This window comes from Listeria farberi (genome assembly GCF_014229295.1).
Lineage (GTDB): Bacteria > Bacillota > Bacilli > Lactobacillales > Listeriaceae > Listeria > Listeria farberi.
This window is the reverse complement of sequence record NZ_JAARZL010000001.1, coordinates 272,774-298,472: the sequence shown is the minus strand read 5'-3', so window position 1 is coordinate 298,472 and position 25,699 is coordinate 272,774. Positions and strand designations below refer to the sequence as shown.

The following is a 25,699-nucleotide window of genomic DNA, read 5'->3' as shown; positions in this document are numbered from 1 at the left end:
TTGTGCCCTCCCTTTAATCTTGAAGTATCGCGAGTATTTCATCGATTGTTTCTTGTTTTTTAAGGCCTGTTAAAAATGATCTCCCAATAACAACCGGTACATCACCAACATCGCCTGTAACAGTCGTTGAGCTAACAATAATGTCTGGCTTGGATGTACTTACTTTTGATGCTACTTCTTGAACCGTACATTGACTAATTTCATATGGAATGCGCTTTTCATCTAAAACTGCACGTACTTTTTTGGAAATAACTGTGGAAGTCGCAATTCCAGTCCCACAACATACATAAATTCTCTTCTTTTTCATCTTAAAATCCCCCTATCATTCTGGGAAAAATAATACTTTCCCGAAAAATTCATTTCTTTCATAGATTCGCTCAAAAACTTCTGGTCCTTCAGCAAGTGAAAGACGATGTGTAATCATTGGCTCAATGTTGATTTGTTTATTGGCTAGGAAGTGAATGGTTGTTTGCCACTCTTTCCCAGGAAATGGTGCGGAAATTGCGTTCCATGAACCCCAAACTGTAAGCTCACTACGCACAATTTTTTCAAAATAGAAACGTTCGATTGTTACATCCGCGTATGGAATTCCAAGGAAAACGACGCCTCCACCTTTTTTGGCATAGGCAAAAACTTGTGCAGACGTAATGGGTGATCCCGCTGCTTCTACAACTAAATCAGCGTTTAGACCATCTGTATGTGCAGCGACTACTTCTAATGGATCTTCTTTTAAAGAATTAATAACGACGTCTGCTCCTACTTCTTTTGCAAGAGCTAACTTTTTATCGTCTACATCAATTGCAATAACTCTTTTTGCGCCAAAAACTTTTGCCCATTGAATTGCTAGCAAACCGATATTGCCGCTTCCGACAACGACGACATCATCGCCTGCTTGTAATTTCGTATGATAAAACCCATGAACGACCACTGCGGAAGGCTCGACAAGTGCAGCAGCTTCATAATCTAATTCGTCTGGTATTTTTACTACATTTTCTGCTGGAAGTTTGATATACTCAGCATAGGCTCCGGGATGTCTTGCTCCGATTACTGTTAGCTTCCGACAGCGGGCGAATTCGCCTTTTTTACAGTATTCACACTCACCGCAATAGAGTGCTGGGCATCCGGCAGCCCTATCACCAATCTCAATATCTGTAACCTCACTACCAACCTCAATCACTTCTCCTGAAAATTCGTGTCCCCACACCATTCCTGGTACGTACGGACCAAGTTTACTGTATCTCGAAATATCAGATCCGCAAATTCCAACCGTTTTCACTTTCAAAATAACATCATCAGGTTGTTCGATTGTTGGCATATCCGCTTCTTCATAACGCAAATCTCTTTTTCCATATAATTTTAAAGCTTTCATTCTGTTAAAACTCCTTTCGATAACTTCTCCAAATTCGCTTCGATATCTCCTTCAAATAAGTAAGATCCTACAACGATTAAATCCGCACCTGCAAGTGTACATTCTTTCGCAAGTTCGGCATTCACTCCGCCGTCTACTTCAATTTGAATAGGACGGTTTCCAATATACGCTTTGGTTTTTCTGATTTTTTCTAAACTTGATTGGAAGAATTTTTGACCACCTAAGCCTGGATTTACAGTCATAAGCAAAATACAGTCAATATCATCTAACACGTATTCCAAAGTGCTTGGTGGTGTACCTGGATTTAACACAACTCCCGCGCGAACTCCGTAACTTTTAATTAGTTGAATTGTACGATGCAAATGAGTCGTCGCTTCTTGGTGGACTGTAATCATATGTGCGCCTGCTTCCACTAATCTTGGAATATAACGGTCTGGTTCATACACCATCATATGAACATCAAATTGAAGTTTTGTGCCTTTTTTCATCATTTTGATTTGATCTGGACCAAAAGCAATATTCGGAACGAACGAGCCATCCATCATATCTACATGTAATAAATCGATGCCATTTTTCTCTAAGACTTGTAACTGTTCATTAATTCTGCCGATGTCTGCTCCAAAAACAGACGGAACTATTTTTGCCACTATTATCACCTCAAGATTGAATTTCTATGATTTTTTGTAACTTTTCTTTGTCACTTAGTTTTAATTTTTGTTGACTAAAATGGAGTAATTTAGTTGATTCTGGTGCATTTCGGGCTGATTTTACCCAAAATTCATTTCGGCTTGGCACGAGAATGTACCACGGTAGAGCTTTTTTCTCTGTTTGCCACGCTGCATATAATTCGTCCAGCTCCCACGTTTTCATTTCTGCTAACTGACTCATTTTTTTCGGTAAGTAGTATGCGAGTGTCCACTTGGCGTATAAAATGGTGGTGGCGTAGATCATTACTATAACCATAAAAACCAGCATATTATCTTCAATTAAGTTAACGACAAATCTACCTGGACTTCCTATTAGCCAGTCTACAAAACTTGCAAAAAAACTCCCCATCTATTCCCGACCTCCCTTAATTATTCTTAGAAAAATGTTCTATTGCGGAAAGAACATCTCCCGTTTCTTGCGCTTTAAGTAAGGTCGTCATCACCTCCTCGTCTTGAATAAGTTGAATAAGTGTTTGTAGCATATCTAGTTGTTCGTCAGCACTCCTCAGCGCCATCATAAAGACAATTCTCACATCAATTGCTTCGTTATCAGAGGCCATTTCAATAAATGAAACGGGTTCCTTGAGTATCCGCACAGCAATGACTGGGCGAATAACGTGTTCACTATCTGTATGTGGAATGGCGACTCCGGCATGAGCGGTTAGTAATCCCGTTGGAAAAACTTTTTCCCGTTTAATTACCGCATCTTTGAAACTCGGCTTTACAGCGCCTACTTCACATAACTGTTCCGCCATTTCCGCAAGTAATTTTTCTTTATCCTGTTCGTTTGAAAATCGAACCATTTCTTCTTTAAAATATTCTAATACATCCAAATTGCATCCCTCCGACTGGCTGCTTGTTTATTTATTTAATAATTTGTTTCCAACGGCACCACCAGGATGGATGACGGAAAACTGCTCTTTTGTGTAATTCATATAGGTCATTAAGCAAACAATAACTGCATCAAAACTTGCAATAACAGCCATCGTACTTGCCGTTGCTAACATATTAAAAGGGTCTGGTTCTTTACTTACACTTACTGGGAAAAAGACATCTGCTTCATTGGCGATAACGGATTCTGGGTTTTCTGTTACGCCAATCAATGTGCTTCCTTTTGTTTTACAAGCAGGAATTAAGTTAAGTAATTCGCCTGTATTCCCACCTTTTGAAATGAGAATCAATATATCTTCTTTTTGAAGTACGCCAAGAGTCCCGTGCACAGCATCTGATGGGGTTAAAAAAACGGCCGGACGTTCGATACAATTGAAAGAATGTACTAATTTTTTCGCAGCAACGCCGGACGTTCCACAACCAGATACGACTATTTTCCCTGTGCACTCGGCGATTTTTTCAACAGTTTTAACGAGGGCCTCTTCACTTGTTACTTCCGGCAAACGGGAAATCGCATTTGCTTCTTCTTGCCATGTTTGGTGAATATTATTTAAAATAGCTTGTTTATCCAAAATTTATTCATCCTCTCTAATTACTAATTGGTTGATTGTTTGCATGACTTTTTCTTTGGTTGCGTTTTCAAGTAAATCGTCTAAAATTTGGTGATTCTCTGCTAAATGAACGATTTGGTAAAGTGCTTCAATATGTTGCTCTTTATCCACGGGTGCGATGACTATTACGAAATGAACTTGTTCTGTTTCTGAAAAAAATACGCCATTTTTCACGACTAAAAGAGACATAGCGAGTCGATTCACCCCTGCATTAGGCATTGCGTGTGGAATGGCAATATCTTCACCGATAATAATGTACGGATCGTGGAATTTATGGTTATCAATCATGGTCTTTACATAGTTTGCTGTAATTGCTTGTTGCAGTAACAGCGGCTGACTAGCTAACCGAATCGCTTCTTGATAGTTTTTAACATCCTCACAAATCATGATGTTATCTTCGGTGATTAAATCATGTAAATAGACTTTTTTCACACGTTTATTTTCATTTGTAGCTGTATTAGCGGACAAAATATCAATGATTCCATCTCGTATTGCATTCGGATCCTTTATAACGGCGTTACGCTCCACTACTTCCATGATTTTATCAATACTTGTGAGCTGATTTCCCATTCCAAATAAGTTTTGTAAGACGTGTTGCCGCAGTTGTGTTTTTTCGATATCGTTCATAAATGGCTGAACAACAAAGACATTTTCACCATCTTTTAATGGAATGGAAGAAAAAACAATATCAACTTCTGCTTTAAAAAAGGCGTATTCACGAACAGATATAGTTGGATAAAAATGGATTTCCGGGAATAGTTTTACTAAAATATTTTCCATGATTTTCGAAAAAGTAACCCCACTCGGACAAAGAACAATCGCTCGTTTTTGTTTATGATAAATATCGTTTTGCGGAATCATATCGCTACCGATGAACAACGAAATGAAGAATATTTCGCCTGCCGGGATTTCGCGACCAATAAATTTCGCAAGTGGGTCAAAAGCTTCTTTCACAATAAAGTTAAGCGCCTCGAATTCTTGATTGAATTTTTCATAAAGTGTATCTTCCAAATTCATTTGGTATTTAATCCGGTAATAGGCTGGTTTTAGATGTAAGAGTAATTTTTCAATTAAGATATGTTTGTTTTTAAGGGAAACAAGTGCTTTTTTCTCGAATAGGTCTAAGCATGTGAGGACAACTTTTTCCAAGTCTTCTGTTAATTTTTCAGTTAAAATTTCGCCGGAAAAGATGTTTGTTGTAAGAAGTTGTAATGTGATGAAAAGTCGCTCTTGTTCTGGAACTGGGCCGGTTTTTTCGAGCAAAATATCGGTAATATGGTATTCTCGCGTGTCTGAAAGTGATTTCTCGTCAATATGAAAAGCAGTGTCGATTAAGCGCCGGTCTCTGATTCTTAAGAACATCACGGATAGCAGATAGGGTAGTAATTCGATTTGTTCATAGGTGAATTTTATTTGCATCATCGCTTCTGCTTCTTCAAGTGTGCGGCGAATTTCCATTAGTTGGACTTTTTCAATTCCTGAATACGATAGGAAATAGTGTTCTCCTCGAAACATCTCTTTCACACTACTTACAACTTGTGTCAGAACCTTGCGCAGCTCCCACTCACTGCCTGCTAACTGATAACCCGATGCTCTGCTATAAGTGACAGTAGTTTCATTAGGAAGTAATTTTTGTGCTACTTTTAAATCACGAAGAATAGTGTTTTTGCTTACTTGAATCTTCGTTGTAAAATGGGCGAGGGATAGTTCTTCTTTTGCTGTTAAAAGCATTAGCAAAATTAAATTAGCACGTTCATTTTCAGAAGGTAAGTATTCTACGCTTGGATCTCGAGTTTCTTTTTCAGAAAATAGCGCTGTAAGCTCGGGTTCTAATATAAATCTGCCGTTTTTGGAACGCTTTACTTCTGGATAATTTTTCCACTTGAGCCATTCGTTTACTTTCTGAAAACTATAGCTGATTTGGTAACGCGATAATTTATACTTTACTTCGAGTTGTTTATTTGTAATGTTCGGATTTTTTATAACTTCTTGAAATAGTGTTTTACTTCTGTTATCCAGATACATGCGTCTCCCCCCTTTGATAGCCTAATTATAGCATAGGGTTTGACGCTTAAGAATGCGCTTTCATCACAAGTTTTCTCCACACACTTCCACAACATGAGAAGGAGATTGTTACTTTTCGTACAATGTAGCATCTTTATTAAAGACACGAATTGCTTCTAATGCCAAAACTTTGTTGGTCATTTGCGAATAAATTTCATAAGGAATAGTTACCGTATCTGCGCCACTTTCATAAGCTTGCATTACTTGCCCACTATGTTTAAAGCTCGCTGCCATAATTTGTGTTTTAAGCGCCTTTTTATCAAAAAAGTGACGCATTTGGGCGATTTCTTTAAAAGGATCGATGTTCGCTGCACTCATTCTATTCACATATGGGGCAACAAAATCTGCACCAGCCAAGGTAGCCGCGATTGCTTGATCAGCCGAATAAATAGCAGTTCCTAAGATTTGAATGGTTTTATCCTCTTTTTTGAGTGTATCAATCACGTTAATACCAGCCTCATGTGCCGGAATCTTAATAGCTATTTTTTCTTTCCCAAACGTAGCTAATAACATGCGTGCATCTGCCAAAATTTCCTCATAGCTAAAACCAACTGTTTGTACAAAAACTTGTTTATCCGTAAGTTCTAAAATACGATTAATTGCTGTTTCTCGATTACATTTTTCTTTTACTAAAATAGTTGGGTTCGTTGTAATTCCTTTAAAAATGGAACTGGTTTGAATTTTTTTCACGTCATCTAAATTAGCTGAATCTAAATGCATTTTCCCTCACCTTTCTTGGATAATTTCTCTGAGTGGCGCCAGTTTTTCTATATAACTACCTGGCTTGTCGTTAAACAATGCGGCTGTTCCAACGACATAGACATCTGCGCCAATTGGTTCAAGCAACCGAACTGTCTCTTCAAAAATATTGCCATCTACTTCAATTAATGGTTTATTGGTGTGGCTTTCAAGCTCTTTTTGAAGTTTTTTGATTTTTTCTAGTACATGATGCTGGAATTTTTGTCCGGCGAATCCTGGGTTAACGGTCATCATTAAAACCATATCGACTTTCTCTAAAAATGGATAAATCTGTTCAATCTCTGTATTCGGGCTGATGGCAATGGATGGTTTGATTCCTAGCTCCCGGATGTGGTTTATAGTCGCATCGACATCAGGTGAAGCTTCTACGTGAAAGGACATATAAGCCGGCTTTATCGCCGCATACAAATCTACAAATTTATCAGGGTTCACTGTAGCTAAATGGATATCTAGTAGCATATCTGTATTGTTTTTTATATCTTGAAGGACATAGGCGCCCATTGCTGCATTTTCTACAAAAACACCATCCATCACATCACAATGGAGCATCTTTACGTTTGCTTGTTCGAGTGCCCGGAGTTCGTCAGCGAGATGAAGCGAATCTGCGCACATAATGGAAGCCGCAATCATTTTCATTTATCTTCCTCCCGTTCCTCAAGTTCCGCCAATTTTGCGATCCTTGTCATATGTCTCCCGCCTTCAAATTCCGCCGCAAGCCATGTATCAAGTAAGAGTAACGCTAGACTATCGCCCAGAACACGTTCACCAAGACAAAGTACATTACTGTTATTATGTCGCCTCGTCATCATTGCTGAAAAAGCATCTGAAACAACAGCAGCACGCACACCTTTTATTTTGTTGGCTGCCATAGACATTCCAATCCCTGTTCCACAACAGAGCACACCTAAACTGTTTTCGGTTGCAACAAAGTGTCCTACTTTAGCGGCATACTCTGGAAAATCCACGCTTTCTAATGAATAACAACCAAAATCTTTTACTGTGTAGCCGCTTTCAATTAAATGCGCACGGATTTTTTCTTTCAACTGAAATCCGCCATGGTCAGCTGCAATTGCAATTTCCATGTTATCCTCTCCTTTCTCACCTTGATTGTAGCACCGGTCTCCCTCAAACTGTTAGAACTGTTCGTCACCATTTTTCTCTATTCAACTCCGCAAGATGGTAAATTAGCTCTATCCACAAAAAAAGGCTGAAAAAGCAATGAGCTCTTTCAACCTTCTATGAGTTATATCAGCCTCTTAATTCGGCTTGGATTTCTTTTAGTTTTTTAGGAGTTACATCGTCTCCAAGTGGATCAATAATTGTTACGTGATGTAAATTATCTTGCACTGTTCCTCGAATTTTCTTCAAATATTCTTGACGAAGGGCAGCTTGTCTTTCTTTTTCAAAAGCAGTTAATCCTTCACTTTTTTGTTTTGCAGCAAGTTCATTAATATTTTTTAATAACAATTTCATGCTATCCCTCCTATCATTATCGAGTTACTTTTAATAAGTAACTAACCAAATTATAATATAAAGGTCAATAAAAGTCAAACTTCTTTTTTGAGCAGTTTTTCAGGATCGCGTACTTTTGTTTTTTTGCGTTCATAAATAAGATCCATTAATGCGCCTGAACCAAGTAAGACGCCAACAATGATAAAAACGAACCCGACTAATTGTGGAATTCGAATTGCTTCTCCAAGGAAAAGTAATGCGCCAATAAGCGAAAATAATGGATTGAAATTCATAAAAATAGCCGAGCGCGACGGTCCAATTTTCCCAACCGCATAATTATAAACGAAATTGCCAAATGCCGTTGCAACTACAGCCGAAACAACAAACAAGAGCCACAGTTTCCATGAATGAACTGCCACTAATTCTGACATGCCAGCAGGCTCCATGAAGCGACTTAAACCAAACAACATAACCGAACCAAGAAATAGCATATATCCCGTCATCAGACCCGTGTCCATTGATCCAGCGAGCTTTTTAATAATAATGAAACTAAATGCCTGGGAAGCCATCGCAATAAAAATGTCGATATCTCCCAGTGAAATCCCGCTTATCCCCGTCCCATTAGAAAGAACAACCAAACTCACGCCAAAAATCCCTGCTAAAAAGCCGAGCGCACGCCAAGCTCCAATTCGTTCACGGAGAAAAACCACAGAAAAAATCGCCACCACAATCGGTGCAGAACCAAGAATAAGCCCTGCATTCGTCCCAGTCGTCAACTTCAAACCGTTCGACAAGAAAAAATGATGAATAACAATATTAAAAATACTCGCGAGGAAAATTAAACCAAATTCCCGCTTTGTAGGCAGACGTAATTTTTTGGTGATAAATAAAATAATAATAACGGTAATCGCTGCAGTGAAAATCCGAAATGATGTCATCGTAACAGTCGGAAAATAGCTAACTAATACTTTAGTCATCGTGACATTAAAACCCCAACTCGCCATCACTGCAATTAATAAAAAATAAAGTCCTATCGGCGCTTTCTCTTTCTGCAAAACAAACACTCCTTTTTTATAGAAAAATGCCCCTTAAATTACTTTAAGGGGCATTTCATAGCGTCATCTTCCGCAGCCTTCCACAAAGCTATAACGCGGAAAATGGGGCAGTGATACTTAAGTCACTGCTTGTAGGCTCATCGCATAGACCCAACTATAGCATGGATAATTTTTTCTGTAAAGCGTTATTTTGTAAATTCTAACCAAGTAGAGGCAATTGCTTCATGTCCTGCTTTGGTCGGGTGCACCCCGTCCTCAGCTAAAAAGGTCGGCCCATGTTTGATAGCGAGGGCGTTCATTAGCCCATCAAGCGGAATAAGCGTTGCACCAAATTCTGCCGCAAGTTCGCGCACAGCTCCAATTTTTGGATCCAAATCACCACGCCACTCTTTCCGATCTTCCGGATACGGTAATACAAACGGCTCCATCAAAATCAGTTCCGCATTTGTTTCTGTTTTAATCCGATTCAAAATCACACGGTACACTTCTTTAAACGCCGTCACCGAAGTATCTTCCCATCTGCTAAAACTAAACCACGTATCATTTATCCCAATCATAATCGTAACTACATCTGGTTGAAGTGAAATCGCATCTTCCTCAATACGACGATGCAAATCCGCCACCCGGTTCGCACTAACGCCACGATTTATAACCGATACATCATCTTTCTCAAGCTGGTCTGCAATCATTTTCACATAACCATGTCCTAATTCGCGGTCATTTTCAAAATCGCGCCCAGCATCTGTCACACTATCACCTAAAAAAAGTAACTTCTTCATTTAGTTCCGTCTCCTTTAAAATTCCTGATGCCTTATTATAACAAAAAAACCTTAAACTTAGACGATTAATCTACATTTAAGGTTTTTCGAACTTCATTAAAATTGTTTATGCAGTAAATCAAGAACATGGCGTAACTCATTAACATCAATTTGCCCAGGAGCTGATGCTTTTTTCGCAGCGCCAAATGTCATTGCGGAGCCAAATACTTCGCCAGCAAGACGACTGATGACACCAGTTCCCGCCATCGACATCGTAATGATTGGTTGATTAGCTTTTTCAGATACGGTATTTGTTGCATCTAGTAAAGTTAGTACGTCTCCAGCAGATTTAGGCATCACGGCGATTTTCGGAAGATCCGCGCCAAGTGCTTCCATGCGAGTTAAACGAGAAACAATTTCTTCTTTCGCAGGTGTTTTATCAAAATCATGATTCGACATCACTATTTTTACATTGTTCTTGTGAGCTGTTTCAATTAAGCGTAAAACGTCTGCTTCTTCGTTGAAAAGTTCCACATCTACTAAATCAATTTTGCCAGTTCCAGCTAGAGTTTCATTTAATTCAAAATAAAATTCGTCACTAACAGCTAACTCGCCGCCTTCTTTTGCACTGCGGAAAGTGAATAAGATCGGTGTTTCTGGTAAAATTGCGCGAATTTCATCTAGTGCAGCTTCCACTTTAGCTAAATCTTTGACGTCTTCAAAAAAGTCAACGCGCCATTCGACAACGTCCAAATCGATTGTTTGTAACATTTCTGCTTCTACTTTAAGCGCAGCAACCGTTTTACCGACCATTGGTACACAAATTTTTGGTGCACCTTCACCAAACGTAACATTCTTTACGACTACTTTATTCATGTATAATTCTCCTCATTCGATATTATGTTTTAAGATTAGCGATAACCTTGTTCTTTTGCAAGTTTTTAAAATAGGATTTCTTTAATGTAATCAACTGGCATTTCTTTGTGTGTCCAAATTTCGAAAGCTTTCGCACCTTGCCAAAGCATCATGCCTAGACCGTTAAGTGTTTGACAGCCTTGTTCTTCGGCGATTTCAAGCAATCTAGTTTTAGTTGGTTTGTAGACAACATCTGAAACAATTAATTCTGGACGAAGCATATCCGCACTTGGTAGAAGTGTTTCGCCTTCGAAAGGTTTCATCCCAACGCCAGTCGCATTCGTGAAAATAACACTTTCAGCGATTTCTTTACGTAATTGTTCGTGGTCTTTGATATCAAATAATTGTGCTTTACAATTTGTTTTTGTATTGATTTTTTCTACTGTTTTTTCAGCATTGGCGTAAAAATCATCTTTTCTGTTGAAAATAGAAATTTCTTTTACACCGTCAAGAGCTGCTTGGATGCAGATAGCTGTTGCCGCACCACCAGCGCCACAAATTGTCATTTTTTTACCGATAATGTCATGACCGGCTTCTTTTAAGGCGCGCATGTAGCCAGTGCCGTCAGTGATGTGTCCAGTTAATACACCGTCATCATTAACAACTGTATTTACTGCCCCTACAAGTTCAGCCGCTGGAGAAAGTTTATCTAAATATTTATGAATGTTTGTTTTGTTTGGCATGGAAACGTTCCAGCCACGTAAGTTCATTGCGCGGAATCCTTGTACAACATCTTTCAGTTCTTTGTCCCCAACTTCAAAAGCAAGGTATACATAATCAAGCCCGAGTTTTGCAAAAGCTTCATTATGCATTGTTGGTGATAAACTGTGTCTGATTGGAGTGGCGATTAAACCGATTAATTCTGTGTGTCCTGTAATTCTTTCCGTGATTTTGTTTGTCATAATAACATCGTTCCTTTCCAAATTAAGGTTTATTTGTGAAAATGTGAACTTATATAAAGAGCGAATGTGGCAAGACGGACTCCGCCTTGCCAGTTCGGATTACAAAGAGCCAATTTTTTCTAATGTAGTTAAAATATTTCTTCCTTCGCGAACGCCTTCCAAGATTTTTCTTGTTGCAGCGCTGTCGCCAATATTTACGATTTCAATTTGTTTTTCTTTGCCGTATGCCGCAAGCTCTTCCATAAGTGGGCGTTCTGGTCGCATTCCTAGGCAGACAAAGCCATAATCAAATGGAATCTCGGCGTCTACTCCGTCATGCTTCACTTTGAAATGATCCGCTGCTACTTCGGTTAATGCCGTTTCTGTTTGGACATCAACATTGTTTTTCTCGATAATGTTCATCATGGAAAGCCTGGTAATCATATCTAAGTCTTTTCCAAGGATTGGCATCATTTCTACAATTGTAACATCCGAGCCACGTTCTGAGAAGTACTCGACCACATCAAGTCCAACTGCACCACCGCCGATAACTGCCACTTTTTTGTTACTAAATTCGGTAAAGTCATCGATATTCGAAATAAGTCCGAAAATCGAATGAACCTTACTGCCTTCTTTGTCAATCACGTCATGCAAACCTTTAATTGGTGGAAGTAATGGTTTGGATCCTGTGGCATTGACTACCACATCAGGATTAAATGTATCAATAAGCGCAGTATCAGCTTTAGTGCCTGTAATAACTTTTAAATTGGTTAATTTTTCTGCTCGGTTCGCTAAATAATTAGGGAAATCGGCAATTCTACTTTTATCTGGAAGGTTAGCAATGGCACGCGCCAAGCCACCAGTTTGTTCATTCGCTTCAATTAGCGTTGTGTTACAGCCAACTTCGGCCGCCGTACAAGCTGCTTCAAGCCCTGCTGTTCCGCCGCCAATTACAACAACATTGGTCGGACGAGTTACTTTTGTTTCTTTGTATTTATCTTCATGAATAATATCTGGATTTACCGTACAACGGATTGGCTTCGACTTCGAAATTCGGTGATCCGCACACCCGATATTACAAGAAATACATTTTCGAAGCATATCTTCTTGACCAGTTGCTACTTTATTCACCCAGTTAGGCTCAGCAATTAAGCCACGTCCCATCGCAAGCAAGTCCGCATATCCTTCTGACAAAATTTTCTCTGCCGCTTTTGGACTGCGAATGTTACCGGAAGTAATCGTTGGTTTGTTAAATTTATCTTTCACCGCTTTTGCAAGGTAGCTTCTCCAGCCATCTTCCAAGTTCATTTGGTCAATTTGCAAGTATAGGTTGTCATTTATTGCCGCTGATACATTCAAAATATCCGCTTCTTCTTGACAATAATCTAGCAGTTCCAAAATATCTTCTAAATGGTTACCGCCTTCTGTAAATTCATCTGCACTAAAACGAAGTACGATTGGGAAAAATGGACCAACTTCCGCGCGAACTTTTTCTAAAATCAGTTTAACGATACGCGCACGATTTTCAGGCGAGCCACCAAATTCATCCGTACGTTTGTTATAAAGTGGCGATAAGAATTGGCATAGTAAGTACGAGTGTCCGCCGTGGATTTCAACTGCATCAAAGCCAGCTTGTTGGGCGCGTCTTGCGGCATCTCCGTATTTATTGACGATTTCATAAATTTCTTCTACTGTAAGCGGACGAGGAACAGTGCCCCCTTTTTTAGATGGAATATCAGACGCGGAAACTGGTTGAAGTCCATTCAAACGAGCTGGATAAGCTGATGCCCCAGCGTGGTTAATTTGGATGGATACACAAGTTCCGTGTTTATGAAGACGTTCAGTTAATTTGTAAAACCCAGGAATGTATTGGTCATTATCAATTCTAAGTTGCGTCGTTCCGTTTGTACCATAAGGAAAATCTACACAAGCGTTTTCAATAGTAATTAGACCCGTTCCACCTTTTGCACGTTGTTCGTAGTAATTCATATGTTCTTCTAAAAATTCGCCATTTAATCCAGCAAGGTTTGTCCCCATTGGTGGCATTATCACACGGTTTTTAATGGTCATTCGTTTTACAGTTAATGGTTCAAAAATACTCGGATAATCTGTCATAATAAGCCTCCTGCGACTATAATCTCAGCAAATGATTTGTTACATTATTCACGTTCAATAATGCACAATCTTATTTCTCTTTCATTATAAGTCAGGAGTAATTATTAATCTAATGTATATTTTTCGATTTATCCATAGATTTTTTCTATACAATCGCTTACAATAGAGTTATCAAGGCATTTAAAGGAGGTAGTTTCATGAATTTGCGTCAATTATACTATTTTAAAAAACTAGCTGAAAAAGAGCATTACACTATTGCTGCTGCCGAATTATCCATTACACAGCCTAGCTTAAGCCATTCTATCGCAGAACTTGAGCGAGAACTTGGCGTCTATTTATTTGAAAAACAAGGCCGCAATATTCGTTTAACTAAATACGGTCGCTTTTATTTAACTTATGTGGAAAAATCTCTCGCCGAACTAGAAAAAGGCGAAAAACTTTTACACGAATTAACGAGCCCATCGCACGGAAATATTGATTTAGGCTTTATTTATACAATGGGCGCACACACAGTTCCAGAACTTGTCCAAAATTTCACCAAAGCTGAAAATCATAAAGACATCACATTTTCCTTTTTTCAAGGTGCGACAAAATCAATTATTCCTGATTTAAAAAATGAAAAATTTGACCTAGCAATCTGTTCCTACGTCGAAAATGAACCCGATATTGAATTTTTGCCATTAACAAAACAAGAACTGGTGATTGTGGTTGCTGAAAACCATCCGCTCGCTAAGTATGATTCCATCGATTTAAAAGATACCGCAGATTATTCGTACATCTTCTTTTCTGACACAAGCGGGCTAAGGCCTCTCATCGATTCTCTTTTTGCTGAAATAAATATTCAACCTAAAATCGGCTGTTATGTAGAGGAAGATACCGCGATGGTTGGGCTTGTGAGTGTTGATTACGGAATTTCGATTATGCCAAAAATCTCCTCTCTTGCGCATTATAACGTCAAAGTTCTCTCCATCAATGAGCCAAAACATGAGCGTTTCATTTACTTAGCAAGCTTGAAAAACCACTATATCTCCCCCGCATCCAAAGCTTTTAAAGATTTCGCATTACGTTATGGCGAACAGCATTTTCTATAGAAAAAAGGAGCCAACCAAATCGGTGGCTCCTTTTCTATTTAAAAATAAATACTTCCCGCTTCAGCATCCGCATTAAATCGGTATAACTCGCCCACTTTTTCTAAATACGGTAAATACTCGATATTCTCCATAAATTCTACTTCATCTGGCAAAATGCCTGGCTTCGTGCAACCATCCAACGTTTGGTAAAGTAGCTCTGCTGAGAAAGTTTCCGGCAAGAAATCGCGAATCGCCGTTGTCAGTAAAAATTCTTCTGTAATTGCACTAAACGCTTTTTTCAGCATGTCTAAATGGTCAAAAGCAAGTGGCAATTCGAGCGCTTCTGTCATTGGAAAAAGTCCGATTTCTGCTGCATCATCGCCAGCCGCCCTTTTTTCCAAAGCTTCCGGTGGCACAATCGCATAAAACGCCCGTGAAATAATCCAACCACGCGGATCACGTCCCGGTTTATCAAATACCCCAAACGGAATCAACGGAATATCAGTCAAACTTGTTTCTTCTTCTAGTTCACGCTCGGCAGCTTGTTCAGCTGACTCATTTTCATCGACAAAACCGCCGGGAACTGCCCATTTTCCGCCTTCCATATTTGGTTTTCCTTCCGCGTTTATAAGGCTTCGTTTAATTAATAAAATATGTAATGTTGGTTTCCCGTTCAACTCTTTTACTGTAGTTAAAATCATATCGCTCGTATAGCCATCTGGTGTACGAAACTCTTTTGCATTATAATTTTTCAGCGCATCTTCTTTGTTTACAAATTCTTCTGTCATGTCAAAATCAGACTCCTTTTTGTGTATTTAGCTCTTTCCATTATAGTATCACAAAAAAAAGAATTTGTTCCAATCACTGGAACAAATCCTCTTATTTTTCGATAATTGTGCGACCTTTATAAGTGCCGTCTGGTGAGATGCGGTGTGACATACGGTATTCGCCTGTTTCACTATCGCGACTCAAACCTGGTGCTGTTAAGCCTTTATGCGTACGGCGCTTGTTTTTCTTCGCTTTGGACGTACGTCTAGCTGGAACTGCCATCTTGCTCGCCTCCTTATTTCTTACACTTGTACCATTGTAACGCTAATCACACGAAACATCAATCTTACAAATCCGCTAAATCCTTCACCCATTCATTCAAAGGACGGCGCGGTTTTGCTTCAGGAACTTCGGCTAACCTAGTTAAGTGCAAAGTTCCGACAATTTTTTGCTCAGAAGGGATACCTAAATCTTCCGCAAACTTCGCATCAAAAATAAATCTATTCGACCGCCAAATCATCCCAATTCCCGCTTCCCAGCCAAGTAATTGAATGTTTTGGATAAACGCACTAGTTGCTCCGATTGATTCGAAATCCTTTTTCCCATGACCGATAATGTTCGTCGTCACAATGAGTAAGTAAGGCGGCGTAATAATTTTCTTCGCATAGCCTGCTTTTAAATCCGCAATCTCTGCTTCAGAAAAACTAACCCCTTGTTCGCGCTCATTAAACTCAATGATTTTCTCGATGTAACGCTCTTTTTCAGCAAGTGTGTGCAATACATATACATTCCACGGCTCTACTTTGCTGTGAAAAGGCGCATAGGCAGCTTGCTCTAAAATGGTGTTTACCGTTTCTCTTGAAATTGGCGCGTCGTTCGCTTTTTTAATGCTGCGACGTTCCATAATTGTTTTTTCAATCATGTTTAATTCCCCCTTAAATGATAAACGTTATCATTTAGAGAATTATAGCATGATTGGATTGTGGGTTGCTAGTAAAGGGGCTTTTGGAGAGAAAACTACTGTATTTATTTTCTCATCTGAAGACAAAAAACAAGCCATCTACCTCGAAACGGCTTGTTCACTCACTTCTTATTTTTCAGCAATCACAGGATTTTGCACATGAACCACTTCAAAACGAGCGATTGCATTTCCTATGATGCCTTTGCGGTCTTCTCTTTGTTCTCTAGTGTCTTTTGTTCTGCCGTGTGCTTTTTTGAAGGAATCGCTTTTCACCCAATTACGTTGGGCTTCTTCGCTTTCCCATTTGCTTGTTACGACTACTTCTTCATAGTCTTTGTCTTCTGGTTTGCTGTGCCATAGTTCGAAGCCTAGGAAACCTTCTACTTCTGCGATATCTTTTGTTGGGTGTCCGTCGCCATTTGCGCCTGTGAACTGACGGATAACGTGCTCTGCTGCGCCTTTTTCTACCTTAATTGTATTAGTTACAATAATCATTCTTAAATCCCCCTTGGATAATTGTATTGTATGTATAATAGGCTAGTTCCTTCCATTATATTGATAATGATTCTCAATGTCAATGTTAGGGAATAGGTTTGGAGTCGGATTTAAAAAGAACAAATTTCACAATTAATGAAATTTGTTCTTTAGTTTGCTATTCTTTTTCAACCACCGGAATCCAAACTTCCGAATAATAACCAGCGGCAGTTGTGTCGCCTTCTGTGTAAACTTCTAGTTCTGGAGCGTTCCCGTGGGTGTAGTTGCTTGTTTGGAACCATTCGCCATAAATGTATTCCCACACTTTTTGAATTGCGTTTGGTAGTGGGCCGACTGATTTGAAGATGGCCCATTTACTTGCTGGGATGGTTAGTTTTTCCATGTCTTCTGGCGGAGTGAGTTCGGATTCAATCGCGATATAATAGTCCATTTTGTCGCCGTTCATTTTGCAAACGCCTAAAATACCATCAATCGTTGCAAATTCAGCTAATTCGTTAATTCGTTCTGCATCGCCATTTGCGTTTGCTTCTTGCCAAAATTGGCTGATTTTTTCTTTTTGCACATCATTTTCAACCGAAAAAGTTCGTTTTTTCCCCACAGCTGTAAAAGCATTTCGTTCGACAATTTCTACTTCCATGATTTTTGTCCTCCTTCAATTGCTTTAGGTACCCTAAGTATAAACAAAAACTATCCAATCTCCAAATGGAAACCAGATAGTTTGAATTATTATTCTTCCGCTGCTGCTTGTTTTTGTTTCATGCGTTCGCGCACGCCAACTCGTTTGATTTGTTTACTACGAAGTTGCCCACACGCGGCATCAATATCCGTCCCGTGTTCGCGGCGAATAACACAATTAATACCATTTTTCTTCAATGTATCATAGAAAGCGAGTACGTCTTCTTTTGTGCTACGTTCATAATCGATATGCTCGTCCACCGGGTTGTAAGGAATCAAGTTAACATAAGCTAAATGACGATGTTCGCCGAGAAGTGCCGCAAGTTCGAGCGCTTCTTTTTTGTGATCATTTACACCTTTTAGCATAATGTATTCAAACGTGATTCGGCGGTTAGTTTTGTTAACGTAATAATGGATTGCTTCCATCAATTTCTCAATCGAATAGGTTTTGTTAATACGCATAATGCTCGTCCGCAGCTCATTATTCGGCGCATGAAGGGAAATCGCTAAGTTAACTTGGAAATCCTCATTTGCAAAATCAATAATGCGCGGTGCAAGACCACTTGTCGAAACAGTGATATGGCGCGCGCCGATTGCTAGACCTTTATCATGATTAATCACACGCAAGAAATCCATCACATTATCGTAATTATCAAACGGTTCCCCGATTCCCATTACAACCACGTGACTCACGCGTTCTTCCAAATTACGTCCATCCAAATAATGCTGTACATTCATAATTTGTTCCACAATTTCGCCAGCAGTTAAGTCGCGACTTTTTTTCAAAAGCCCACTCGCACAAAAAGTACAGCCGATATTACAGCCAACTTGGGTCGTTACACAAACCGACAAGCCATATTCTTGCTTCATCATCACGGTTTCAATTAAGTTCCCGTCACTCAGCTTAAATAAATACTTCGTCGTGCCGTCTGTAGATTCTTGTACCACTTGTTCTTCTAAAGTGTTCATCACAAAATTCGCTGTTAAAAGTTCAATTGTTTCTTTTGGAACGTTGCTCATTTCTTCAAAAGTTTTGACACGTTTTCTATAAAGCCAGTCCCACACTTGTGTCGCGCGGAATTTCTTTTGACCGTGTGCTTCTAGCCATTCTGTTAATTTTGTCCATGTTAATCCATAAATGGAGCTCTTTTCCATTGTTCAGCCTCTTTTCAGGTCTTGTTTTCGTCTATAAAGATTATAGCTGTTTTATGGTTCACAAGCAATGCTATTTCGTAAATATCAGTCGTTTGTCCTGTCTCGCACAAAAAAAGTAGCTATTCTGTAACAAATAGCTACTTTTAAATTTTATCTAAACATGGTTTGGGTTGCTTTCGCTAGCACTTTTGGATCACGATTGTGTGGTGTTACCGGGCAGATTTTTTTGTCAATATCAAGCAATGTGTACACGGCGATTCTAGCGGCGCGAACGGAATATTCTTCGGTGAAAACCATATCTTTTGGAATTTCCACAAATTGACTAATCATCGCGAAGTTTGTACTACCTTCTGGAACAACGGCTGGACGATCACTCATTGCCCGTGGCTCAAATTGCGCATCAATATATGGCATATAGCATGGAATTACATTGATTATATCCGCTTTAATTTCTTCAAAATCATCTTGCCAGTTCAAATGACACATTAATTCATATAAAATTTCTTCCCCAGTACATTCTTTCATCGGTTTTTTCACGAAATCACCCACACGGTCTGGATATAATCCATAACCCCAGAAAATCGTAGTGTTTGCATCTTGCGCTTTAAAATGTGGTTGTGCGGCAACAACAGTACTCATTAACCAATTAGAATCTTTGAAAGTCATAAGCGCACCACTTCCTGGAATGTTTCCCGTGAAGCGTTCGATACGTTTTAATAATTTATCACCATGACAAGTGACGGTGAAACTTTGCCAATTTGTTTCTTCTTCATGACCGAAGAAAGGCTCTGGATTGCCTAAGTTTGGTTTCTTTTGCGCGACTTTATACCAAAGCTCACCAGAAATTGGTTTTTCTTCAGGTTTTGGTGCTGGCGTATTCATATCACCAAGAGTCGCGCTATCTGTCATACAAGCATTCGTCATAATCACATCATCGTCCGGGCCAAGTTCGATAGTTGATCCATCCGATAAATGAAGTGCTGTCGCGGTAATCCCAGGCGCATCTTTAAAATCGATATCTTCCACCGTTTGATTAATCGTAAAATCAACATGATGTTTATCTAAAAATGTTTTTAAAGGTAAAATCAAGCTTTCGTATTGGTTTAGAGGAGTTCTTGTTACACCTTCTAGCGTATCAATCCGGCTAAATTCTAACATCATCCGATTCATATAACGTCTAAATTCAAACAAGCTGCTCCATTTTTGGAAAGCAAAAGTGGTTTGCCACATATACCAAAAATTCGTTTCGAAAAAGTGTTCGTCAAACCAATCACGTATCGTTAAATTATCCAGTTTTTCTTCCGGAGTAGCGAGCAGTTTCGTCATCAACATCCGGTCATTATTATTAAATCCCATCGAATGCGCATCAAGAATATTGCGGTCTTTATCAACTAATCTCGCTTGCGCATGGGTTGGATGTAGGTGGTCAAAGTTCAAAATTTCTTCTGTCACACTAAAGTTCGGCATATCAAGTGACGGAATACTACTAAATAGATCCCAGAAATTTTCATAAGTTTCTTCATTTAACATCCGACCACCGCGACAAACAAAGCCATGTTCCACGCTTCCGGCGCCATCATTACTTCCGCCTAAAATATGCATACCTTCAATAATATGAATATTTTTCCCATCAAAATTGGCATCGCGAATTAAATAAACAGCTCCCGCCAAACTAGCAATCCCGCCACCGACGAAATACACTTGTTTGTCACCATAATAGCGCGCTTTAATTGCTTCATCCACTGCCCGTTCTTTTTCAGCAGCCTTTTGTTCAGAAATTTTCTTTGCGGCAATCCCTGTTCCAATTGCAGCCCCAGTTAGAGCGACTAGCGTACGTTTTTTATTTTTCATCACTATCTCCTCCAATTTCTTGATACAGATAGTATACCTCGCCTCGTTCGCTTTTAATCTGGGCAAAAGAACGCTTATGTCTGATTTTTAGACAAATTAGATATATTGTCTAGTTTTTGCGGTACATGCTGCTTGCCAAAAATTCCGTGTCCTTCGCAAGTCGAAATAGCTGGTTCGCAATCGTTTCCGGAGCCTCTTTGAAACCGCGCGTAATCCATTTAATCAGTACTCCCGAGCATCCGTAAGAAAAGAATTCCGCATAAAATACCCGATCCGCCTCGTTCACGGCCACATTCGTATCAATTTTCTCAAATAAATCCATAAACAGCGAATTCGTTAATTTAGAAAAGCAAAAAGAAAGAATACTCGCATCCGCTGAAACCGTATTTTTATAGAAATCAGCATTTTCTTTAATCGATTCCAGCATTTTCAGCACATGCTTATCCCAATTTTCAAGCGTAATCCCATCCGCCAAACAATGGAAAAAGTCATTTTCATACGTCCAAGTAAGCAAATCGTATTTATCTGTAAAATGATAGTAAAAAGTTTGCCGATTAAGCCCGCAAATATTCGTAATATCCGCAATACTAATCTTTTCAAACCGCTTATGCTGACAAAGCTCCATCAGCCCACCAGCAATCGCTTTTTTAGTAATGAGTGATTCCGCCACAGCTTTCGCCTCGTTTCGTTTGTTTGGGTTAATTGTATCTCAAGTGAGATTGGAATTGCTAGGGAAAACATGGGAAAGATTGGTTCGCTAATATTTTTAGAGTTATAGATTAATTTTTACTATTTGTGATTATATTTTCATATAGTAATAAGATTGTTTTATTACTCCATCGCTTTAAAATTATTTAGAAACTGAATTCCTTTATTTAATTCTTTCTCCATATCGTTCCATTGACTTGTTTCATCATCATACCAAGAATAGATAGTTTTAACTTTTCCATCAACCACAGAAACTACTTCAAATGAAACATAGCGATAAGGGGCACAAGCTGGTTCTTCAACTACAATTTCTGCCATACATTTGTCATTATCCAGTTCTACAACATAACCGTCTTTTTCATTCTTTATAATTGTTAATTTTATATTATTCTTCTTCAAATGCTCTTTTTTTGAATCTATCAATTCAATTACACTCAATCGAATGTCACTGTAGGTATCTTTTTGCATAATTATTTTCCTCTCAAATTTTTGATATTAACAGTTTTTGGCTTTTATGCAAACATAGGAAAGCTTCTTAATTTCAGTTAATCCATCCACTCCAAAAAGGAACATTAGTTTTGATTTTATGAACCTTTAAATCTTCATAGTTTTTATTTCCAAATTCAATTCTAAAATAATCCCATAAATCAGTCCCACAGACTATTATATCTGTCTGATACACTGAAAAAATAGGATTTCCTACCTCACAAGGGACACTAGGTATATATCTATGTGAGTAAATTGGGATAAGAGGGGAAGCTTGCTCCAAATTATATTCAACGATATCAATAGCTAATGCTATGCTTTCTGGTTTTTTTCCCCAAGCATCCATCCAAAACGAATTTTCTTTTACATCAAATATTATACCCTCCCTCGGCCAAGCTAAAATGTTCTTCATTTTTGCGATGTTTTTCTCAGATAAATCAGCCCAATTGTATAACTGATATGGATTAAAAGTCATTAATAGCTCTCTTAATTCTGGAGGAAAAGTTATTTTATACAAATCTTGTATTATATTTATTTGTTCGTTTGACATCCCATCCAATAAGATATACCCATTTGATTCCAGTAATTTAGCTATCTTGTTAATTTGATTTTCAAACATAATTTACCTCTATAATTTATTTTTTAAATTATGATACCACTAGAACTGTAGAATTAAAACCAATGGCTTAATAGTTTGCGAAAAATTCTGCATCCTATTGACAGTCTATAAATAGCCTCTCACCTAGTTTTATTTATTTTCAAAGCTAGCAGATAACCTCAAACAAAAAACAAGCAAGGTTTATCTCTTTAAAGATTGTCTTACTTGTTTCCTTTTGTGTTACCCTTATTCATTGGAACTATATTATAAAAAATCAGAGCATTATAATATTATGTTTATTGCTTAGGCATATAATTTTCTTTCCAATGGGTAAACCGCTCACTTATAATTACTGAAATTAAATCATAATTCTCTTTTGTATCTTCAATATGATATATGGATTCATATTTAAAACCGTTTTTTTCAGCTTTCTCGTTAAACACATTACAGTAGTCAACATGATAATTAGCTACTTTTTTGGCAAAATTTGAATCTTCCTCATAGTAATCATTGGCAAAATGCTGACCTAATTCTGATAAATCATCGTCTATAAATTTTTCATCACAATCCATAATCAAAAATTGGGCTCCAGTCATTTTTCCCTGTAGTACTTTTTCAATATCATCTTCAGTATCTTCTTTTAAATCATCGGATATAAGGTTATTATATATGCACCATGCTAAAAACATACCTATAGCAGTTGCTGCATTTTCAGGTGGCAAATCTTTGGGATAGTTACCCTCGTAATGCCATGAAGCATCATCATATTTCATAGATAATTCTCTCCTTTATTTTATACTTAAATTACCTAAATTCTCTCCACTAGACTGAAGTAAAATAGCAAGTATAGCCTGCATTTTACAAACTTAGTATATCAAAATTACAGGACAAAACAAAATAGTTTTCAATTTTTACTTCCTGGCTTTTACGAGAGTATGGACTGGCCATAAACCCAAAAGTACAAATCCACCTCAATGTCGATGAGCCTTATTCAATCATATACTTCTTTTCCAACTAATATTCATTTTTCATACAAGATAGAATCGTGAGCGTTAAAAGATACCCAGATAGCACAATATAATAAATAGAGTCCTCTCATTGCTGATTAGACATTCTAACCATAAATATTTAAAATTTTTGTTTTTAAGTATTTTTTCAGTCCGTTTTAGAGAAGTTCAATGAAGTTTAACAAGTCTTTATTATTTAATTGGTGAATTTATAATTGATCAAACAAATTAATTATGGAGGAAAATCAATGATTATACTTAAAAATCACTAAGCTTTCTTCACCTCTTTGATATACTCCCACAAAATAAAAATAACCATTTGTATAATTACTTTCGCTATCTTCCTCCAAAAAACTAACGTGATTGTGATAATGAGATTCCCATTCATCCGGAAAAGAAATATTTAAGGAATTGAGACGGTTACGTTCTCGATTCACATATAAATTCACTTGATTATTAGTTAACATTTGCACTAAATCTTTTTCATTTTCAGGATTTTCAATGATTATAAAACCTTTATCTACACCGTTTAAAAATAACTAGGCTTACACTACCTGAGCTGGTTTTCATTTTATCAATCGCATCTTCGGTCATTTGAGTAATTTTTTTATAAGTTTTCTCAGCAAAATTGGAATTGCTAGGGAAAACATGGAAAACATTTGTTCGCTAATATATAATTAAAAAGAGGTGAATATGATGAAAATGACAGACCCGCTCTACGGAATATTTGAAATAGAACCTGTTTTGGCCGAATTAATCCAGAGTCCATTGGTTTCCCGGCTAGCACACGTACATCAAGGTGGCTCGAGTTATTTAGTAAATCCGCTTTGGGACCTTAGCCGACTTGATCATTCGATTGGTGTGATGCTATTTATTAGGAAATTCGGTGGTTCGTTAGAGGAACAAATTGCTGGATTATTGCACGATGTATCGCACACTGCTTTTTCGCATGTGGTGGATTATGCGCTTGATTTTGAAGAGGAAGATTATCATGAGCAGATTTTTGAGGATTTTGTAAAAACTTCGACGATTCCCGCCATTTTAGAGAAGTATGGTTATTCTTATGAAGGGATTTTTGATGATATTGCGAAATGGAAGATTTTGGAGCAAGAAGCCCCGGAGCTTTGTGCTGACCGGATTGATTACACGCTGCAAGATTTGTATCACCATGGGAAAATTCGTTTGGTTGAGGTGGAAGAATTTTTGCAGGCTTTAGTAATGATTGATGGGCGACTTTATTTGGCAAATATCGCTCTTGCAGAATGGTTTGTTGCGCAATATTATTCAGAAGTAATTGATTATTTTTATGATCCACTAAATGTTTATAGTTATGAGATTTTGGCTGAAGCAATGCGCATTGCCTTTCAACAGGAGGCGATTACGACCGCGGATCTTCGGTTGACTGATGCTGAATTATTGGCTAAATTGAATGCGAATTCAGTTGCTCGGGAGAAAATTCAATTGCTCGCGAGTCCCCATTTAGAAGAAAATGAGGCGGACTTTACTTATCATCATAAGAAGAAAATACGTTTGATAAATCCGTCTGTTTTGGTGGATGGGCGGCTTATTCCGGCGGATGAGCTTTCGGAAAACGTACGTGAAATGAATCGAGAAGCGAAGATAAAGAGTGAACGTGGAGCCTACATCAAAGTGATACAAAAAAGTAAGCAGTAGTAGTGCTTACTTGAAATGCTTTAGTTTTTGTTTCAATCATTTTGCTCTTGTAGTGGTGGGTGTTTCATTTGATTATCCTCTTGACTTGAGCCATCTTTAAAAGCACTGACATAAATATGGTAAGGTAAGTCTATCCTTTCATCATAACTATATTCATACTTTAGTTTTGAATCATCTTTAAAAACTATCTTTGTAAGATAACCACCCATTTTCCAATCTTTCTTAATCATCCTAGTTTCAATTTGATTGGATTTGATTTTTTGTTCTGCTAGATAGTTATCCACTGCTTTATTCGCCGTATATTTGGGAATTGCAAACCAATAAACGTATCCAATAACACTAAGAATGAATATTATACCTATCGTTATCCACCATTTTTTATACTTTTTCATTTAGTTACACTTCCTAAGACATGAGATTTATTTAAAGTATTTCACTTGTTGAGGCTTATATGCTTTTGAAAAATAATTTGGTAAATCATACACGGTAACTAAGGACGGAAATACTTGCACAACAGGCTTATTTCCTGTTCCGAAATAATAGGTTTGAAGTACAATCTTAGAACAGTAAGTCGGGTTCTTACTATATCGGCTTCCAGTCATACCGTATTTAGGGAAAATATTTTGTTTGGATGTGCCGTTTGTTGAATAGTAATTTTTATCAGCCTAGCTAGC

General features: G+C 38.1%; 30 protein-coding genes and 1 pseudogene. 2 read left to right on the top strand and 29 right to left on the bottom strand.

Going from position 1 to position 25,699, the window contains the following annotated elements; translation table 11 throughout:
* Positions 1–13 precede the first annotated feature (13 nt).
* From HCB38_RS01475 to HCB38_RS01400, 16 genes are all read right to left on the bottom strand, one after another.
* Complete coding sequence (locus HCB38_RS01475; RefSeq protein WP_003721293.1) at positions 14–307, bottom strand: PTS sugar transporter subunit IIB; 294 nt, start codon at positions 305–307, stop codon at positions 14–16.
* A gap of 15 nt (positions 308–322) precedes the next feature.
* Positions 323–1,369 (bottom strand): galactitol-1-phosphate 5-dehydrogenase, encoded by a 1,047-nt coding sequence (locus HCB38_RS01470; protein WP_003725717.1) that lies wholly within the window; start codon positions 1,367–1,369, stop codon positions 323–325.
* A complete protein-coding gene (gene rpe, locus HCB38_RS01465; RefSeq protein ID WP_033533373.1) occupies positions 1,366–2,016 on the bottom strand; it encodes a ribulose-phosphate 3-epimerase in 651 nt (216 codons plus the stop codon). Before rpe ends, HCB38_RS01470 begins: the two co-directional genes overlap by 4 nt.
* Before the next feature lie 10 nt (positions 2,017–2,026).
* The gene (locus tag HCB38_RS01460) at positions 2,027–2,425 is read right to left on the bottom strand and encodes a hypothetical protein (protein WP_185318016.1); all 399 of its coding nucleotides are present in this window, start codon (positions 2,423–2,425) and stop codon (positions 2,027–2,029) included.
* Between the two features lie 16 nt (positions 2,426–2,441).
* Positions 2,442–2,909, bottom strand: coding sequence for a PTS sugar transporter subunit IIA (locus tag HCB38_RS01455; RefSeq protein ID WP_185318015.1), 468 nt, complete (start codon positions 2,907–2,909; stop codon positions 2,442–2,444).
* A 27-nt stretch (positions 2,910–2,936) separates the two neighbouring features.
* Positions 2,937–3,539: a KpsF/GutQ family sugar-phosphate isomerase gene (locus HCB38_RS01450; protein WP_185637334.1), complete on the bottom strand. Its 603-nt coding sequence runs from the start codon at positions 3,537–3,539 to the stop codon at positions 2,937–2,939.
* Positions 3,540–3,542: 3 nt separating this feature from the next.
* Positions 3,543–5,603, bottom strand: coding sequence for a BglG family transcription antiterminator (locus HCB38_RS01445; RefSeq protein ID WP_185637333.1), 2,061 nt, complete (start codon positions 5,601–5,603; stop codon positions 3,543–3,545).
* 108 nt (positions 5,604–5,711) lie between these two features.
* A complete protein-coding gene (locus HCB38_RS01440; RefSeq protein WP_185637331.1) occupies positions 5,712–6,362 on the bottom strand; it encodes a transaldolase family protein in 651 nt (216 codons plus the stop codon).
* Positions 6,363–6,368: 6 nt separating this feature from the next.
* Positions 6,369–7,037, bottom strand: coding sequence for a ribulose-phosphate 3-epimerase (locus HCB38_RS01435; protein WP_185637329.1), 669 nt, complete (start codon positions 7,035–7,037; stop codon positions 6,369–6,371).
* Positions 7,034–7,483 (bottom strand): ribose 5-phosphate isomerase B, encoded by a 450-nt coding sequence (rpiB, locus tag HCB38_RS01430; protein ID WP_185318010.1) that lies wholly within the window; start codon positions 7,481–7,483, stop codon positions 7,034–7,036. Before rpiB ends, HCB38_RS01435 begins: the two co-directional genes overlap by 4 nt.
* 166 nt (positions 7,484–7,649) lie before the next feature.
* Complete coding sequence (locus tag HCB38_RS01425) at positions 7,650–7,874, bottom strand: DUF896 domain-containing protein (protein ID WP_003721282.1); 225 nt, start codon at positions 7,872–7,874, stop codon at positions 7,650–7,652.
* Between the two features lie 74 nt (positions 7,875–7,948).
* Positions 7,949–8,908 carry a DMT family transporter gene (locus HCB38_RS01420; protein WP_185637327.1) on the bottom strand — a complete coding sequence of 320 codons (960 nt, stop codon included), beginning with the start codon at positions 8,906–8,908 and terminating at the stop codon, positions 7,949–7,951.
* Between the two features lie 185 nt (positions 8,909–9,093).
* Positions 9,094–9,687, bottom strand: coding sequence for an SGNH/GDSL hydrolase family protein (locus HCB38_RS01415; protein ID WP_185620101.1), 594 nt, complete (start codon positions 9,685–9,687; stop codon positions 9,094–9,096).
* 96 nt (positions 9,688–9,783) lie between these two features.
* The gene (gene aroD / locus HCB38_RS01410; protein ID WP_185318007.1) at positions 9,784–10,542 is read right to left on the bottom strand and encodes a type I 3-dehydroquinate dehydratase; all 759 of its coding nucleotides are present in this window, start codon (positions 10,540–10,542) and stop codon (positions 9,784–9,786) included.
* Between the two features lie 65 nt (positions 10,543–10,607).
* Positions 10,608–11,483 carry a shikimate dehydrogenase gene (locus HCB38_RS01405; protein WP_185637325.1) on the bottom strand — a complete coding sequence of 292 codons (876 nt, stop codon included), beginning with the start codon at positions 11,481–11,483 and terminating at the stop codon, positions 10,608–10,610.
* Between the two features lie 99 nt (positions 11,484–11,582).
* On the bottom strand, positions 11,583–13,577 hold the full coding sequence (locus tag HCB38_RS01400; protein WP_185637323.1) for an NAD(P)/FAD-dependent oxidoreductase: 1,995 nt from the start codon (positions 13,575–13,577) through the stop codon (positions 11,583–11,585).
* A 197-nt stretch (positions 13,578–13,774) separates the two neighbouring features.
* Here HCB38_RS01400 and HCB38_RS01395 point away from each other — a divergent pair, with 197 nt between their 5' ends.
* Positions 13,775–14,668 carry a LysR family transcriptional regulator gene (locus HCB38_RS01395; protein WP_185637321.1) on the top strand — a complete coding sequence of 298 codons (894 nt, stop codon included), beginning with the start codon at positions 13,775–13,777 and terminating at the stop codon, positions 14,666–14,668.
* Positions 14,669–14,706: 38 nt separating this feature from the next.
* On the opposite strand, the gene HCB38_RS01390 is transcribed toward HCB38_RS01395, so the two are convergent.
* The 12 genes and pseudogenes from HCB38_RS01390 to HCB38_RS15170 all read right to left on the bottom strand — a co-directional run.
* The gene (locus tag HCB38_RS01390; protein WP_185637319.1) at positions 14,707–15,435 is read right to left on the bottom strand and encodes an NUDIX domain-containing protein; all 729 of its coding nucleotides are present in this window, start codon (positions 15,433–15,435) and stop codon (positions 14,707–14,709) included.
* A 91-nt stretch (positions 15,436–15,526) separates the two neighbouring features.
* A complete protein-coding gene (rpmF, locus tag HCB38_RS01385; RefSeq protein WP_003718584.1) occupies positions 15,527–15,697 on the bottom strand; it encodes a 50S ribosomal protein L32 in 171 nt (56 codons plus the stop codon).
* Between the two features lie 64 nt (positions 15,698–15,761).
* Positions 15,762–16,337: a nitroreductase family protein gene (locus tag HCB38_RS01380; RefSeq protein WP_185608072.1), complete on the bottom strand. Its 576-nt coding sequence runs from the start codon at positions 16,335–16,337 to the stop codon at positions 15,762–15,764.
* A 168-nt stretch (positions 16,338–16,505) separates the two neighbouring features.
* Entirely contained in the window at positions 16,506–16,871 is a 366-nt protein-coding gene (gene isdG / locus HCB38_RS01375; protein WP_185608071.1) for a heme oxygenase IsdG, read from the bottom strand.
* Between the two features lie 157 nt (positions 16,872–17,028).
* A complete protein-coding gene (locus tag HCB38_RS01370; protein WP_185608070.1) occupies positions 17,029–17,508 on the bottom strand; it encodes a GyrI-like domain-containing protein in 480 nt (159 codons plus the stop codon).
* 89 nt (positions 17,509–17,597) lie between these two features.
* On the bottom strand, positions 17,598–18,701 hold the full coding sequence (gene rlmN, locus HCB38_RS01365) for a dual-specificity RNA methyltransferase RlmN (protein WP_003725208.1): 1,104 nt from the start codon (positions 18,699–18,701) through the stop codon (positions 17,598–17,600).
* Positions 18,702–18,851: 150 nt separating this feature from the next.
* A complete protein-coding gene (locus tag HCB38_RS01360; RefSeq protein WP_003728986.1) occupies positions 18,852–20,552 on the bottom strand; it encodes an oleate hydratase in 1,701 nt (566 codons plus the stop codon).
* Between the two features lie 109 nt (positions 20,553–20,661).
* Positions 20,662–21,222 (bottom strand): TetR/AcrR family transcriptional regulator, encoded by a 561-nt coding sequence (locus tag HCB38_RS01355; RefSeq protein WP_185620094.1) that lies wholly within the window; start codon positions 21,220–21,222, stop codon positions 20,662–20,664.
* A 161-nt stretch (positions 21,223–21,383) separates the two neighbouring features.
* Positions 21,384–21,728 carry a hypothetical protein gene (locus HCB38_RS01350; protein WP_185317999.1) on the bottom strand — a complete coding sequence of 115 codons (345 nt, stop codon included), beginning with the start codon at positions 21,726–21,728 and terminating at the stop codon, positions 21,384–21,386.
* 73 nt (positions 21,729–21,801) lie between these two features.
* Positions 21,802–22,365, bottom strand: a complete 564-nt coding sequence (locus HCB38_RS01345; protein ID WP_185317998.1) for an SMI1/KNR4 family protein — start codon at positions 22,363–22,365, stop codon at positions 21,802–21,804.
* Between the two features lie 275 nt (positions 22,366–22,640).
* Positions 22,641–23,117, bottom strand: a complete 477-nt coding sequence (locus tag HCB38_RS01340) for a DUF7832 domain-containing protein (RefSeq protein WP_185317997.1) — start codon at positions 23,115–23,117, stop codon at positions 22,641–22,643.
* Positions 23,118–23,885: 768 nt separating this feature from the next.
* Positions 23,886–23,984 (bottom strand): annotated as a pseudogene (locus HCB38_RS15170) (hypothetical protein); the annotation flags it as partial.
* Positions 23,985–24,047: 63 nt separating this feature from the next.
* On the opposite strand from HCB38_RS15170, the gene HCB38_RS01335 reads away from it, so the two are divergent.
* On the top strand, positions 24,048–25,025 hold the full coding sequence (locus tag HCB38_RS01335) for an HD domain-containing protein (protein ID WP_185318988.1): 978 nt from the start codon (positions 24,048–24,050) through the stop codon (positions 25,023–25,025).
* A 32-nt stretch (positions 25,026–25,057) separates the two neighbouring features.
* Here HCB38_RS01335 and HCB38_RS01330 read toward each other — a convergent pair whose 3' ends face one another.
* Entirely contained in the window at positions 25,058–25,417 is a 360-nt protein-coding gene (locus tag HCB38_RS01330) for a DUF3139 domain-containing protein (protein ID WP_185620090.1), read from the bottom strand.
* Positions 25,418–25,699 lie beyond the last annotated feature (282 nt).